We start from the raw sequence: 15,275 nt of genomic DNA on the forward strand, positions 1-15,275 counted from the left end.
TTGTCAGAATTTTAAAACATTTTATGTTGATTTAGAATTTCACATAGATAATATTGGTCATCGGGGGATAATTTATGCAGATACCTATTTTAGCTGATATCACAACCATTTTTCTGTTTGCGGCTGTGGCGCTCTTTATTTGCGGGAAACTGAAAATACCTGAAATCATGGGGTATCTTCTCGCGGGCGTACTTGTGGGTCCCAACGGTCTGGGACTGATTCACGCTGTCAAACAGGTTGATATGATGGCGGAGATAGGCGTTGTCCTGCTCCTCTTCACAATAGGGATCGAATTTTCACTTTCAACGCTTCTCTCTCTTAAGCGTCCGGCGCTCATAGGCGGAAGCTTACAGGTTGCCGGATGCGTTGCCGCCTTTACGGGTGCAGCATATCTCGGCGGATACAAACTTAACACCGCAATAGTAATGGGCATGATGGCTGCAGTTTCAGGTACGGCGATCATGCTTAAAGTTTTTGCCGCCAGAGGCGAGGTGGACGCGCTTCACGGACGGATTTCGCTTGCGGTGTCTATATTTCAGGATATCGCTGTAATTCCCATGATGCTCCTTGTTCCTCTCCTTGCTGGACAGGGCGGTAACATATCCGATGTCGGTATCATCCTTGGCAAAGCGGTTGTCGTTGTCGTACTGCTTTTCACATTCGCCAGATTTCTGGTTCCCAAGCTCCTTTATCAGGTTGCGGCGACCAGAAGCCGCGAGCTTTTCATGATAACCGTAGTTCTTGTCTGTCTGCTCGTTGCGTGGATGACATCTAAAACCGGGCTGTCACTGGCTCTTGGTGCTTTTCTCGCAGGCATAGTGGTCAGCGAATCCGGATACGGTCAGCAGGCTCTCGGGGACATAATTCCTTTCAAGGACGTCTTCGCAGGGTTCTTCTTTGTGTCTATAGGCATGCTGCTTGACCCGTCGGTTGTCATAAATAACCCTGTAATGACAATCTCAAGCCTTGTGCTTCTTACACTTATAAAATTTGCCGTAACAGGCTTTGTTGTGAACGTAATAGGTTATCCGGTGCGGACATCCGTGCTTGCGGGTCTTTCACTGGCACAGGTGAGCGAATTTTCATTTATTCTGGGTGCAGTCGGCGCTACGTCCGGTCTGCTCACATCCGATCAGTATTCGTTCTTAATAGCCGTCACAGTGCTTTCAATGGCATCCACACCGTTCCTTATAATAGCAGCGCCCCATGTGGCTGAAATGATTGTAAAGCTGCCGATGCCGCAGGCTTTCCGCGGCGGGTATCTCTCCGAAGAGCAGAAAGAACCTGAAAAGGAACTCATAGACCACATTATCATTGCGGGCTTCGGAATGAACGGACGCAACACTGCCAGAGCCGCAAGGGAAGTCGATATAGAATACGTTGTTATCGAGATGAACCCTGACACCGTAAAGAAAGAAAAACACAACGGAACTCCGATATTCTTCGGCGATGCTTCCCAGACAGCCGTTCTTGAACACGCATGTCTTAAGACAGCGCGGGTTATGGTTATAACACTTCCCGACCCAGTGGGCGTGCGTAAAATAGTGGAAACGGCGAGACGGGAAAACCCGACGATATACATAATCGCACGCACAAGGTACCTCACGGAGTACACAGCCCTCAAATCTCTGGGTGCCAATGAAATAGTTGTTGAAGAATATGAAACATCCATAGAAACTTTCTCGCGTGTTCTGAAAAAATACAGAATACCGCGCGAACAGATAGAGGACATAGCGAACAATATCCGTACGGAGATAATGGGCAAACCGAGGGAAATGATAACAGGCGGGCTGGACGGCTCCATAAGCATAGCCAACATGAGCGTCAACAACGTAACAATTCCGGTCGGCTCGCACATTGCCGGAAAGACCGTCCGCGAGGTGGATATCAGATTCCGATACAAGCTGAACCTGCTGGCTGTTAACCGCGGACTGGATACCATATCAAACCCCGGAAGTGATTTTGTTCTTAATGAAAGGGACGAACTTATGCTGATGGGTGAAGAGAAGGACGCGGATAATTTTAAGCAGAGTATAGGTCAGGCATAACTCGGTATGCCGGAGGAGCGGATCGCGTCGTCGCATGTGCTCCTCGCGAAGACAAAAAACCTGTCTCTGCGAGGGCTTTAGCCCGAAGCAGTCTAATGGTTTTGTATGAATATGTAGTTTGTCAACAACCTGAATAATAGAATATTATTTATTGTGCTGTTTGAAGAAATCCACAAGGGAGACGAGGTTCTCTTTTTTGACAGCCTGAAGGTTCTCTTCCTTAATGGCTTCGTAGACCTCTTTTCTATGCACACTTACATCTTTGGGCGCTTCTATGCCTATCTTGACATTTCGCCCTGCGACCTCGACAATGGTTACTTCGATATTGTCGCCGATGATTATGCTTTCGTTTATCTTCCTTGATAATACAAGCATCTGCCTTCCTGCGGTTTATTTATTGAACATCGGTGTCTTGATCTGCCACTTATCTTCTTCCAGAATGACCTGCTTTGCAAGTTTTTTCTCAGAGTTCATTACCAGCGGCGCCCTGAGGTTCATTGTGGCGTTTTTAGGCTGGTCGGGAACAACGACGATACAGAACAGTTTCAGCTTGCTTTCATCCTCTGCTCCGAGAATTTTAAGCTCGCGTTTGTTCAGTCTGGGTGTGTACTCCTGAACAAAAAGTTCCGGTTCCACAAGGATAAAACAGATATCCTTGTCCTGAACCGACTGGAACCAAAGGAAAGGATAAGACTTTTCGTTCGATATAAGAATAAAATCGTTCAGATCGGGAAAACCCAGCATAGGGGACGACAAAGTGATTATGTCGTTCTCCGTGAAGGAAATTTCTCCCAGTTTACCGGATACTATCTTTCTGGTTTCCATTGTATCCTCACATATATTGACAGAATTTGCACCCATGAAATTCTCCTGTATTCCGTTAGCATCGTATATCTAATCGGCACTTTTTACAGATAATCAAGCAGACTTACATTTAAAAGCAGCGATGTTGATTTCAGCGCATACTGGTAAGCCGTTTCGGCAACTGTAAGATCCGCCGAAGCCTGTGTCTGGTCTATGAGTGTCGATCCTGTATATTTCGCTTTCAGCTCCTCTGTTGTGAGCTGAAGCGACTGATTGAACGTTATTGCGGATTCCGCTTTACTGGTACTGTTACCAACGGTAGTAAGCGCGGAAAGAACCTGAGATTCCGCCTGTTCCAGCACGTCCAGTTCATATTCGATACCGGAACCGACAGCAGCAGTGAAAGAATCCGTGGCATAAAGATATCCGGCGTCATAATACTGATAAACGCCATCCGCCACATAATATTTCTCGCCTGCGGTATCCATCGAATATGTATTTATAAGTTCGCCGTCGTCTCCTGTGACCTTTATCTTAACAGAATCGCCCGCCTTGGCAAATCCAAGCGTGCTTTCGTAGTCACCGGAAACGGCAGTACCTGTTACGCCATTGAACACGAAGCCTATTCCGTTTGTCCCTGTCAGTTCAGCCTGAACAACGCCGCTGATACCGGCATCGGATAGCTTTTCGTTTATATTTGCGATCATGTCTTCATATGTCATGAAGTTTTCCGCATCAACCTCAATGCTCACAGTGTGGTCGGTACCGTCGTTGTATGAAAAGGTCAAAGTTCTCTGTTCCGAGTTCTTCTCGCTGAGATCCATTGTTACCGCGGATCTGTTAACGACAGTATCGGCTCCGACTTTGTTCTGAAAGCCGAGGGCGCCTGTTTCATCACCTGAAACTATAATATCGGATGTAGGACCGGAAAATGAAATTAAATTTCCGGCATCAAGCGAAACACTGACTCCGGCAGGAAGCTGAGGCGTTATGACAGCCAGCAGCGCCGAGCTGTCCGCATAATCCACATTCGGTACGGTTACTGTGGTGTTCTGCCATGCTGCACCGTCATAGTAGTCTATATTCAGCGTTACCGGATTGTCCAGATTGCTGAGAGCAAGCTCGGCAGTGGTCTCGGCTCTTGCCGGATATGCATCGTCCATGCCCATCACATAGGCGGACAGGTCATCGTCATAATTTACGTCAATCTCCATTGCGCCTGAGTTTGTATCAATGCGGAGCTGTCCGTTATCGTTATAAGCTCTCACACCCATCTGCTGAAGATCGTAATCGGAATTTATCTGCGTAACAAAATCGTCAAGTTTATCTGCCGCCGTGGCTGCTGATGACGAGAAGTTTCTTGTCACTTTACCGTCTTCGGTGTTCAGAACAAGTTCAAAACCAACCGTACCGACGTTCAGGTCTTTAAAGGTGGATGAAGTCCATTCCTGTTTTTTCTGGAGATAGAAATCACTCTGGGAATCGTTATACTGAACTTCAAAGTTGAATATCTCGTTATAGTTTCCGCGGAACTCACCGTCCAGATAAGGAACGGCAGAAGAACCGAGATCCTCTTTAGACCATGAACTAGGTGCGCCGATACCTGAATCGGGGATGTTCATCTCAAGGGCAAAATAGAGGTTCTCGAGGGATTTGAAAACGTTGACGTTCTCACCCTTTTCCGTGATGTTCAGATCGCCGAAGCTGAGGTTTGAGTTGGCTGTCAGCTCAAGCTCGAACGATGTTGTAATAGGTGTTGCGGAATTGGCGATATCGCCGAGCTGTATCTTAACCCCGTTGCCTATCTCTATTTCTCCGCCGTTATAAGATGCTTTTGAAATGGGGCTTGCGGAGTTGTCATAAACAAGATTTCCGAGTTTGTCGGTAACCTGAATAGTGATATCGGTTGCGCCGACGTTCACGGTAACGTTCCAGTTGTCGTCCTTTTTGGAACTGTAATAACCGGAGAGCATTATATCGGAAGAGTTTTGTGCATAACCGATACCTGAGTTGTTCTCGTCGATGGCAAATGTCATTTTGCTTGTGCCGCTTCTGAGATCTTTAACCTGAAGCTTGCCGTCAACAAGGGTTGCGTCCACAGCATTTCCGTAAAGGTTTTCAATATATGAAAGCATATCGCTTATACGTTTTTCATCATCAATGGGATAGTCGCTGCCCCTTGGCGTATCGAACTGATAATCGGTTCCGACCTTTGTGGCAAGATATGTTTCATCGGTATATTCACAGTTCATCAGTTCAAATTTGATGTCATATTGTCCGGGCGTTGCCGCATCAGTAACGTTTGCGTATACGTCAAAACCCATTCCGTTGTCCATCAGCGCCTGATTGAGCGCGGACTGGATGTCGGCAGCAGAACCGGATGCCGGAGTAAAACCGATTGTCTGACCGTTCACGGATACTTCCGTGTAAACTCCACCTGTTATCGGAACATCGGTATGTGTTGTAGAAACGGGACCGACATAGTTGTCATACGCAAGTTCAAAGGTTGTATCCATACCGTTTGCTGTAACAGGGAGGTCTTTGAATCCCAGCCTGTTGTTTTCGGAACCTGTGACGGATAACTGCACACCCTCGCCTGTTCTGTTGGATATGAACATGAGCCTGTCGCCGTCGCTTACAGCGGACATTTCTCCGCCCAAACCCAGATTTTCAAGGCTTCTGTTGATGTCGAAAATAACCTCGTCCATATCTGAATAACCTTTCTGGGAAAGTGTTATGTCATAGTCTCTGTTACCGTATGTAACAGTTATGGTTCTTTCCTCTTCGGAAGCTTCAGACATATCAAGGTTAACGTTTCCGGGAGATGAGACTCTTGCCGTACCGATGGCATAGCCGTTATGGTCTGTTCCGGAAAACTTCATAGAATCCGCGGTGCTGACGTTAGCGCCGTCTATCTGCGAGAATTTTGTCGTATTAGTAATGCCTATTCCGTTAACGGTGTTTCTGGTGGTGCCTTTCGTGGTTCTGTAGGTCTCCATAAAGGTATCCTGACCGCTCACGTTTATAACAACTTCCTGGTTGGAAGCTATTTTTGATGTTATCTGCCCGTCGTCGCCCACATATGTGATATCGTCGCCGGGAGTATAGTAAAACTGCATCTTGATACTCTGACCGTTAGGTATATCGTCAGGAAGCTTTATACCGACACCGACACCGGTGTTGATAACGCCTTCTCCGTTATATGCCGCTACAAGAGTATTGGTGGTAATGTTGCCTGTGGTTGTGGTCTCGTCCGAACCGTTGCTGTCCAGAAGAACGGATTTGCCCAGAGAATCGGTCATTGTCACATATGAAACGCCGTCCATAACGCTAACGTTAACGGTGTATGCGCCCTCTGACAGCTCCGGCATGTCGCCGAAAAGTTTTTTGGATATCGCTTCTGTACCTGAATATGAAGAAACCACAGCGGAAACTTCTCTGTCACCGGAAACGAATGGCTGTGTCTGTGTTTCATATCCGCCGAAAACATATCTGCCGAGATACTGTGAGTTGCCGATATCCTTCATCGCATTCAGTATTGAAAGAACATCACCCGCAAGAGCTTTACGGCTTTCCGCGTTCTGGCTGTCATTTCGTCCGGCTACGGCGAGTTCGTTGCGCGCCTTTGCAAGATAATCATAGGCTGTCTGGAGAAGATTGTCCTCGTTGTCAAGCCATGTCACAGCGTTGTCGGCATTTCTGCCGTACTGGGTCGCCTCGTTTGACATAATCTGCATATTATATGCCGTAACATAATATGTGGGATCGTCTTCAGGATTGAGCATGTTTCTTCCTGCTGCGACCCTTTCATTGGCATCCAGAAGGTTAGAAAGACTTCTGGCATTACCGGAAGTGTAATTCATATGTATCATATTTGTAGTGATTCTCATGTCAGCCCCCTCTTATCTGCCGCCGGTACCGAGACCGTTAACTATCTTGTCGATCATCTCATCGACAACGTTGATGAATCTTGCACTCGCCTCATAGGCTCTCTGAAAACGGATGATATCCGCCATCTCCTCGTCGAGCGAAACGCCTTTGATACTCTCCAGTTTCAGAGAATATTCATCCACAAGGTTCTCTTTTGTGGTGGCATAGGTGTCTGCAGTAGATTTGTCGGTTGCTATTGTTCCGATGAACAGTGAATAAAACTCGTCCAGAGTTACATTATGGTCGAGCAGGTCTGTGTTCTTAAGGTCTGCAATAGCCGCCGCGTTGGTGTTATCGCCGACAGCTCCCGACTGGGATGTGGCAAGATAGCCGATGTTCTCTTTGATCAGAGTGGAAACATCGATGTTAGACGCATCCTGACCGGAGAAGAAACCGTAGGTTCCGGAAGCAACGAGAAAACCGGACGTATCCTCAGCAAAGGAGAACGTATATCCGGATTCAGAAGTTATTTTAAGTGTGTTGCTCTGTGAAAGGGAAGCCTGTATCAGACCGCCGTTGGGGTTGCCGTCAGCGTAAGATATCTTTGATATTACAGAGTTGAGAGAGTCTTTTGAAGGATCTATCTCTATGTCGAGATTCTGCACCAGATTGCCCTCAGTATCGTAAACCGCAATACGGAGAACTCCTTCATTAACAGCCGAAGGCAATGCACCGGCAGTTTCACCAAGGGGGTATGACGGGTTTTTGACACCGCTTGAGGATGTTATCTGGGTAAGTCTGTCAGAACCCTGACCCAGAGCGTGCAGTTTATTTGTAGAAGTTATAAGCGAAGCCGCGAGATCATCAAGCTGATCCATGTAATTCTGCGACAGATTGTCGCGCACTTCAAGTTCGCCGCCTATTTTTCCGGAATTGAATGCGGATGTGATATTCACACTCTCTTCACCGGTGGTCTTTGAACCCCAGTAGATGCTTACGTCAGTATCGCTGCCGGATGTCTGGGCTGCCGTAAGGGTGAAATAGTTCCCCTCGTCAACCAGTGCGTTTCCGTTCACATAAACGGCAACCTGACCGGAAGAACGTTCCACAACAGATATGTTGGTAAGCTCGGAAAGGTCGTTCAGCAGAAGTTCCCTCTGGTCGCGGAGATCATTCGCCATAGAACCTGTCGCCTCAATTAAAGCTATCTGTCCGTTCAGATAGGAGATGTTCTGGGAAATGGAATTTATTTCGGAAACATAATCTTTGATATTTTTGTTCGATTGTTCCTGCATACCTTCGAGTGCAGAATAACTTGCGCGTATCTTCTCCGCCAGAACGGATGCTTTTTCAACAACAGTCTGCTTTTTGATAAGCGCTTCGTCGGATTCGTCGGTTGCTGTGTTCGCAAGGTCGCTCCATGCATCAAAATATTCCGCCATCGCTTCGCCAAGCCCCGAACCGTCTTCAAGTTCGTTGAAATATATCTCAATGTTGGTAAGGGTATCCTGAAGTGTTGTGTAATACGCAAGATCTGAAGTCTCATTCCTTATGGTAGACGCAAGAACAGAGTCGTATACCTGTACAACATTCTCTACGGATACACCTCGTCCGAAAACTCCGTAGCTTGTGGTCTGTGAGTTTGATGTCACAAGGCTCACTCTCTGTCTGGAGTATCCAGGGGTGTCTACGTTTGTAATGTTGTTACCGGCAACGTCAATTTGCGCCTGTGAAGCAAAAAGTCCCGATACGCCTGTGGATAATATTCCTAATATGTTTCCCATGTCCCTCTCCCGCCTTCTTTCGGGCGAACTTAGCCTGTCTGACAGATAGTTGACGTTTTAACAGACTTATACTGCTTTGAAATGCCGTATGTGTTTCTGCCTGCTATGCCGAGCTTCTGGAAAAGCCCGTCAATAAGCGTCATATTTGTCTTGAAGAGAATTTTGAGTGAAGTGTTCGCGTCGTTCACTTTTTTTGTAAGGGTGACAAGCTCATTGCGGACTGCCATCAGCTCTGAGGAATGTTCCCCTGCAAGTTCACGCGCGATGATCTCAACACGAAGCCCTTCGCGCTCGTGCTGTTTTTCGATCTTTTTGATACAGTTGATAAAAGCCTCATTGATAACCTTTTCTTTATAAGCGAGGGTATCCTTGATCTTCGCCAGCTCGTTTGTACGGGCGGCGTTCCACTTCATTGCGGCTTCTTTTTCCTGTTGAAGAATGGACAGCATCTCAGTGTAAACTTTTTTCTGAGAGTCCATTATCTCAAGCAATGCTTTGATGTTCTCCATCTCATACCTCCGAATGATTCGGCAGTTATGAGACACAGGTCAGAACGGGAATTTTGACTAAAGTTTTTTTAGAAGAGGTCTTCCACAGACGTCTGAACTATTTTTTCAGCAACCTGGCGTCCGGAAACATCATATGTTCCGTTTTCGATCCTGCTTTTAAGATCGGCCACCAGATCGGTTCTGACATCGGGAGACGATGCAAGGGTATTTTTCATTCCTGCCAGCACTTTAGCACTGTCAGAAAGTGAAACCGAATCAGAGCCGGATGTCGATGAGGCAGACTCCGCAGATGAAGCAGAGGTCTTCTTCTTTGAAGCCGCTTCGTTCGCCTTGTTCAGGTCGAATCTCATTTTGTCGTCTATTCTCATTGTGAGCCTCCGGTACTAGTCTCTAATCGGACTACCCTATAAAAACTTTAGCAGTTTTGCTCCGGTTATTCCAGTAAAAAAAACTGTTACCCGTTTCCTGCTCTCATATCGTGTCAGTTATCTGACTGACATATCAGAAGCAACATCCGTGCCACTTAATTGCTGCCTTAATTTGACTATATCGTCCCCGGCAGAGGCTGTTTTTTCCTGTGCGGGGAAATTATTTCCTTTATCATCTGCTGTGTATTTTCCCAGTGAATCATAAAGCATTTTCGCAAGCCCCATCCCGCCGCCTTTAACGGATTCCTGAGCAACCTCGGAATCGAGCATAGAGGTGAATATCTCCTCTCCGCGGCTTTTTTCGATAAGCCCGCCTTCAATCTCGGACTTACGCATTGTCTCGAACATTTTTGAAACGAAAAGCGCCTCAAAATCCTCACAGGCCTTTTTAAGCTTTTCGTCTTTATCTCTGGCATAGTTTACTGAACTGTCTACAAGATCTATGTTCATTACATCACCTGCAATTCGCCGTGGAGAGCGCCGGCAGATTTTATAGCCTGAAGGATTGATATCAGGTCTCTGGGGGTTACGCCGATGGAGTTAAGCGCTTTCACAAGGTCGCTGATGGCTACGCCTTCGGGAACGACCATGAGTTTGGCATTCTCCTCTGTAACAGTTATCTGCTGTTGCTGCTGTCCCTGCTGATTATTGTTGTTAGGACCGCCCTGATTATTTCCTATGAAGTTCTGATTCTGGTTCACTTCAACAGTGGAATTGATATTTATGGTCAGGTTGCCGTGGGAAACCGCAACCGTGTTTATGCGTACGTCCGCACCCATGACTATTGTTCCGGTGCGCTCGTCCACGACAACTTTCGCGAGGTTTGTAGGCTCAATTTCAGCCGACAGAACGTTATCCATAAAGACATAGAAATTGTCCATCTGGGAGCGGGGAACTATCACCTCAAGTGTGGAAGGTGAAGTTATCTTTGCAACGTTTGAACCGACGCGGCTGTTTATAGCGTCTTTCGCTTTTACCATGTCGGATACGCTTCCGTTTTTGAAGTTAAGAACTATGTTGGATTCATCCATATTGAACGGCACTTCGCGTTCAACTATAGCGCCGTTGGGTATCATACCGACGGTGGGGTGGTTCTTTATGGTGCCTGCACCCGATGCCGCAACGTTCATACCGCCGACGGATACGGGTCCCTGCGCAACCGCATACACCTGACCGTTTGCAGCGGAAAGGGGTGTCATGAGCAATGTGCCGCCCTCAAGACTTTTCGCATCACCCACTGATGAGACTATTACGTCCATCTTGCTGCCGCTGTTTGAGAAGGGCATGAGCTTCGCAGTTACCATAACAGCCGCAACGTTCTTAACCTTGACGGCATTCTTGTCAACTGTTATGCCCATCCTCTCCATCATGTTCACCAGCGACTGAACGGTGAATTCCGTACCGCTTTTGTCGCCTGTGCCGTTAAGACCGACCACAAGACCGTAACCGATAAGCTGGTTGTCTCTGATCCCCTCAACGTTTGAAATATCCCTTATCTTTACCAGAGCAAATGCGCTCTGAGCGAATACTGCAATTATAAGTGTTAAAAATACTGTCCTCATCCCATGTCCCCCTTTAGAAAGGCATTATCCAGTTATAGAGCGTCATAAGCCATCCGGGTTTGTTCGCGTCGGAAAGCATACCGGAACCGCTGTAGGCTATCTTTGCGTCTGCAATTGCCGTTGATGCCACTGTGTTGTCAGCCGCTATATCTTTCTGGCGGACGATGCCGCTCAGGGTTATCGTCTGTTTCTCGTTATCTACGATTATCTCTCTGTGTCCCTCAATAACGAGGTTGCCGGATGGAAGCACCTCAACCACCCTTGCACCTATGGTACCTGTCACCCGGTCGGTCTTAGACTTTGACCCGTTTCCTGTGAAGCTGTTGGAAGAGTTAAGACCGTTGTCCAGATTAAGTGCGTTTCCTGTACCCAGCAGGTTTGAAACGCCAAGGTTTGCAGGGAGTCCCATCAGGTTTGTAAGTGTGGATGAAGTCGCCTGAGTTTTCGCAGTTGCTGTGGAGTTGGAGTTTGTAGCGGAAGAACTTTCGATTATGTTGACAGTGATGATGTCGCCGATGTGTCTGCCCTTATAGTCAAGAAACAGGCTGCTTTGCGAAGCAGTGTCTGTCCAGAGTGAAGCCGTGGGCTTCTTGGATGCCTGCATCTTTCTGTAATCATCAAGCTCTTTTTGATAGCTGTTTGTAAGAGCGTCGTTCTCAAAGGTGGGTTTCTTTGCGCATCCGGTTGTGATAACCGCTGTCAGAACCAGCATCAAAAGAATATTTTTCATAATGTCATACTCCGCCGCTTATATTCAACAGAGTAATAACAAAATCCGTGCCAGATTATGAACAGATTATGGAGATTAAAAAAGCAGGGTGTTATCTTGAGTTTACAATAACTTTGCGCCCTTCGGCATAGGTTCCGCGGATAATTTTGCCGCTGGCTATGTTTTCCGCACGGACGATTTTTCCCTCATATGCATCTTCGGTCAGTCTGCCCTGGGCAGATATCTCAAGGTTGCCCGATCTGTAGATTATCGTTACGTTTGAATCCTTAAGCGCATCCGGCTGTTTCTCGACAACGCTGTCGGTGATGGGTCTGCCCGCCGGAATGTTTATGCTCGCCATAAAGCCGTCCAGCTTCATGACAGGTTCACCGTGAACCTTTGACAGATCCATGCGGTAAACGGCGGCTCTGGATGCCACCAGTTCGCCCCTTTTTATCATCGAGGAAGCGACATAAACATCTTTATATGCTTTCAGCAGGACGCTGTAGCTGTATTTTCTTGTTCCGTTGTCAACACCCACGGAAACGTTTCCGAATCTGTTGACTGGGATATCTATCTTATACTGCATATTTTCGGCTGTGAAAAAAGGTCTGGTCATGCGAACCTGCTCAACCTCGACACTCATGTCGGGATACATGACGGCAAGCTGGTTTTTAATATCCTCTTTGAAGCGATCCTCGGTTATCTCAGTGCCGCGCCTTTTAAAGGTCGCCTCACCTGGCTGTGCTCCGGTTACCTTATACTTGTTTATGATATAGGCTGCCATCTGCCTGTTGATGACCTTTTCCTGTCCGTAATCCAGTCCGCAGTATACGTCGTCGTTTACAGGAAAACCGGGAAAGATGTCCCGCAATGTGACACATTCCGAATCTATAAGTATTACGTTTGCCTCGGCTCTGGCAAAGACCAGCATAAGAATAAGCAGTGTTACAAATCTCATGCCTATACTATATTATCTTTTTAGGCTGTTGACAACCTGAAGCATATCATCTGCCGTCTGAACCGCTTTGGAATTTATTTCGTATGCTCTCTGTGCCGTGATCATATTTACCATGTCTTCAACAACGCTTACGTTTGACATCTCAAGGACGCCCTGTGCAATTGTACCGAAATTCTCCTCTCCGGGAGTTCCCGCAACGGGTTCACCGCTGGCGCCGGAAGGGATGTAGAAGTTTTTTCCTATGGATTTCAGACCCGCAGGGTTTATAAACTTCACAAGCTCAATCTGTCCGACCTCCTGCGCTTCGTCCTGATCAGGGGTTACAACGCTTATTGTTCCGTCCTCACCGAAAGAGATGGACGTTGTATTGTCCGGAATAGTGACGGCAGGATCGAGAAGATAACCGTTCTCATTGGTCAGGTTGCCGTTGACATCTATTTTAAGAGAACCCGCCCTCGTGTAGCCGATATCACCGTTAGGAAGCTGAAACTGGAAATATCCGTCACCCTCTATGGCGATGTCGAGATCGACGTCGGTATTCTGGAAGTTACCCTGTGAGTGTACCTTTTCAATGGCGGAAACTTTCGTACCCAGACCAACCTGAATACCTGTGGGGTGGGTCAGACCTGCGGCGGATATAGCGCCTGCCGGTTTAATCTCCTGATATATAAGATCCTGAAAGAACGTTCTGGATTTTTTGAATCCGACGTTATTAACGTTTGCAAGGTTGTTTGATATAGTATCAATATTTGTCTGCTGTGCCGTCATACCGGAGGCGGCTGTCCAAAGTGCTCTGAACATTTATCTGCTCCTTAGCTCATTGAGCCGACAGAATTAACTGCTTTGTTGTTGAGTTCGTCTATGGTTGTAACGACCTTCTGGTAGGTTTCAAAAGTTCTGTTAGCTTCAATCATGCGCACCATCTCGGAGAGGGGATTCACGTTGCTGCCCTCCAGAAATCCCTGCTCTATACCGGGGTTTTCCGATTCTTCCGGCAGCATGTCCACAGCGGCGAAAAGGTTTGTTCCCACCTTCTCAAGCTTGTCCATATCCTCAAACTGCGCCGTCGCTATGCGCATCGTCGGCACACCATTGACAAGCAGGTCGCCGTTTTCACTGACCACAAGAGACTGCGCATTCTGCGGGATTGGTATGTTCTGCGGAACTGTCAGGTTTGAAAGCACCTTGAATCCGTCCTGCGTGGTAAGCTCCCCTTCGGAGTCCACCGTAAAATCGCCGTTTCTCGTAAAACGGATACCGAAAGGTGTATCCACTGCAAAATACGCATTAGGGTTTGTCAGCGCAAAATCAAACTGTCGTCCAGTCTCCTGCATATTTCCCATTGAATAGTCAGTCTTTATATCGTCCAGCCTCGCCGTAGCGTTTATCGTCTTATTGTACAGACTGTCTCTGATTATGTTGTCGGGATACTGCCCCGCATTTGCAAGGTACTGCGAAAAAACCGCAGTATCAGCTTTGTAACCTTTGGTGTTGGCGTTGGCGAGGTTGTTGGATATAACATCCATCCGCCTCTGCTGTACCATCAGACCTCCGGTCGCAGTGTACATTCCGTTCAGCATATATCAGCCCTCCCTGTCAATTCCGACCTTAGCCAGAACCCTGTCTGTTGCCGCCTGAAGCTTTGTTCTGTCACCATGCGCCTCCGGCAGACTGTTTGCCATTATGTATGCAAGCCCTTTCATGGTCAGTGTTCTGACGGGCATTGCCTCTTTTTCCGAGTAATACCAGAAATTTTTATCCGACTTGCTCTCCATCCGCAGGCTCGCCGCGAACACAGGAGTGTCGTCTTTATTCATTATGGAAAAATTTACTTTAGAAAAATTCGTGCCATATTTTCTGTCGAAAGATTCCTTCGCGTTGAACACGACTATATATTCCGCCTGCTTGATGGTATCCACAGGAATTCCATATTCTCCCGCCGCAAGAAAGTTGCGTATCTGGGTATGGAGCTTCTCGTTAAACTCGTATGTACCATCCGAATGGGTTATTCTGGGCGGAACAACATATATGAACCTGCCGTGATCAAGCCTGCGGGTCATTATATGTGTGTAGTCCTCCGCCTTCTCCTTCGTTTTATCATAAAGGAGCGACGAAACATTCGTATTTGTCTCAAGAACCACGGCAAAAAGCAACAAACCAGAGCTTGGTTTCATAAGTTCCGTCACCGGTTCTATGATAATATTGTCTATCTTTCCGGTGACACTTTTGCCCGCCTTTGTGACAGGATTTTCCTTGACCAGATTGACTCCGGCTTCCTTCACAGCGCATCCGCTGAAGAAAACCAACGCAAAGAGCATGGGAAATATTTTCTTCATGTTTCGCTCCTGAAATGTGTAGAAGCAATGGAGATGCCAATTTGATTAAACGCAATTTTATCCATCCATGGAAAAATTGCGCCAACACTCCGGTCGGCAAACCTCCCTCCGTTCACGCAAGCGGGTTTCTTCCATGAAACCTATCACCATCTCGCAAACAGCTTCCTGCTGTTTCCTCGCAACGCAAGTTTCAGGCAAAGCCTGCCCCTTGCTCACACTACAAATATTTTATTGCACCAAAGCGCAAAAAATATTCTCCGTGAG

At 47.1% G+C, this 15,275-nt stretch carries 14 protein-coding genes; 1 reads left to right on the forward strand and 13 read right to left on the reverse strand.

What is annotated here, in order from left to right; translation table 11 throughout:
- The first annotated feature begins 74 nt into the window (after positions 1-74).
- Positions 75-2,048, forward strand: a complete 1,974-nt coding sequence (locus tag LRY47_RS08825; protein ID WP_295224374.1) for a monovalent cation:proton antiporter family protein — start codon at positions 75-77, stop codon at positions 2,046-2,048.
- Positions 2,049-2,192: 144 nt separating this feature from the next.
- On the opposite strand, the gene csrA is transcribed toward LRY47_RS08825, so the two are convergent.
- From csrA to LRY47_RS08890, 13 genes are all read right to left on the reverse strand, one after another.
- Complete coding sequence (csrA, locus tag LRY47_RS08830; RefSeq protein WP_295224376.1) at positions 2,193-2,423, reverse strand: carbon storage regulator CsrA; 231 nt, start codon at positions 2,421-2,423, stop codon at positions 2,193-2,195.
- A gap of 15 nt (positions 2,424-2,438) precedes the next feature.
- Positions 2,439-2,873 (reverse strand): flagellar assembly protein FliW, encoded by a 435-nt coding sequence (locus LRY47_RS08835; RefSeq protein WP_295224378.1) that lies wholly within the window; start codon positions 2,871-2,873, stop codon positions 2,439-2,441.
- An 83-nt stretch (positions 2,874-2,956) separates the two neighbouring features.
- Complete coding sequence (locus tag LRY47_RS08840; RefSeq protein ID WP_295224381.1) at positions 2,957-6,742, reverse strand: hypothetical protein; 3,786 nt, start codon at positions 6,740-6,742, stop codon at positions 2,957-2,959.
- A gap of 12 nt (positions 6,743-6,754) precedes the next feature.
- Positions 6,755-8,506, reverse strand: coding sequence for a flagellar hook-associated protein FlgK (gene flgK / locus LRY47_RS08845; protein ID WP_295224384.1), 1,752 nt, complete (start codon positions 8,504-8,506; stop codon positions 6,755-6,757).
- Between the two features lie 29 nt (positions 8,507-8,535).
- Complete coding sequence (flgN, locus tag LRY47_RS08850; protein ID WP_295224386.1) at positions 8,536-9,015, reverse strand: flagellar export chaperone FlgN; 480 nt, start codon at positions 9,013-9,015, stop codon at positions 8,536-8,538.
- Between the two features lie 68 nt (positions 9,016-9,083).
- A complete protein-coding gene (gene flgM / locus LRY47_RS08855) occupies positions 9,084-9,383 on the reverse strand; it encodes a flagellar biosynthesis anti-sigma factor FlgM (protein WP_295224388.1) in 300 nt (99 codons plus the stop codon).
- Between the two features lie 117 nt (positions 9,384-9,500).
- Positions 9,501-9,893, reverse strand: coding sequence for a rod-binding protein (locus LRY47_RS08860; protein ID WP_295224390.1), 393 nt, complete (start codon positions 9,891-9,893; stop codon positions 9,501-9,503).
- Complete coding sequence (locus LRY47_RS08865) at positions 9,893-11,005, reverse strand: flagellar basal body P-ring protein FlgI (RefSeq protein ID WP_295224392.1); 1,113 nt, start codon at positions 11,003-11,005, stop codon at positions 9,893-9,895. Before LRY47_RS08865 ends, LRY47_RS08860 begins: the two co-directional genes overlap by 1 nt.
- A 13-nt stretch (positions 11,006-11,018) precedes the next feature.
- The gene (locus LRY47_RS08870; protein WP_295224394.1) at positions 11,019-11,735 is read right to left on the reverse strand and encodes a flagellar basal body L-ring protein FlgH; all 717 of its coding nucleotides are present in this window, start codon (positions 11,733-11,735) and stop codon (positions 11,019-11,021) included.
- Positions 11,736-11,826: 91 nt separating this feature from the next.
- Positions 11,827-12,675, reverse strand: a complete 849-nt coding sequence (gene flgA, locus LRY47_RS08875) for a flagellar basal body P-ring formation chaperone FlgA (RefSeq protein WP_295224396.1) — start codon at positions 12,673-12,675, stop codon at positions 11,827-11,829.
- A gap of 12 nt (positions 12,676-12,687) precedes the next feature.
- On the reverse strand, positions 12,688-13,476 hold the full coding sequence (gene flgG, locus LRY47_RS08880; RefSeq protein ID WP_295224398.1) for a flagellar basal-body rod protein FlgG: 789 nt from the start codon (positions 13,474-13,476) through the stop codon (positions 12,688-12,690).
- Positions 13,477-13,487: 11 nt separating this feature from the next.
- A complete protein-coding gene (locus LRY47_RS08885) occupies positions 13,488-14,255 on the reverse strand; it encodes a flagellar hook-basal body protein (protein WP_295224400.1) in 768 nt (255 codons plus the stop codon).
- A 3-nt stretch (positions 14,256-14,258) separates the two neighbouring features.
- Entirely contained in the window at positions 14,259-15,011 is a 753-nt protein-coding gene (locus tag LRY47_RS08890; protein ID WP_295224402.1) for a hypothetical protein, read from the reverse strand.
- Between the last annotated feature and the right edge of the window lie 264 nt (positions 15,012-15,275).

Origin of the sequence: Seleniivibrio sp., from assembly GCF_021209385.1 — a bacterium.
Lineage (GTDB): Bacteria > Chrysiogenota > Deferribacteres > Deferribacterales > Geovibrionaceae > Seleniivibrio.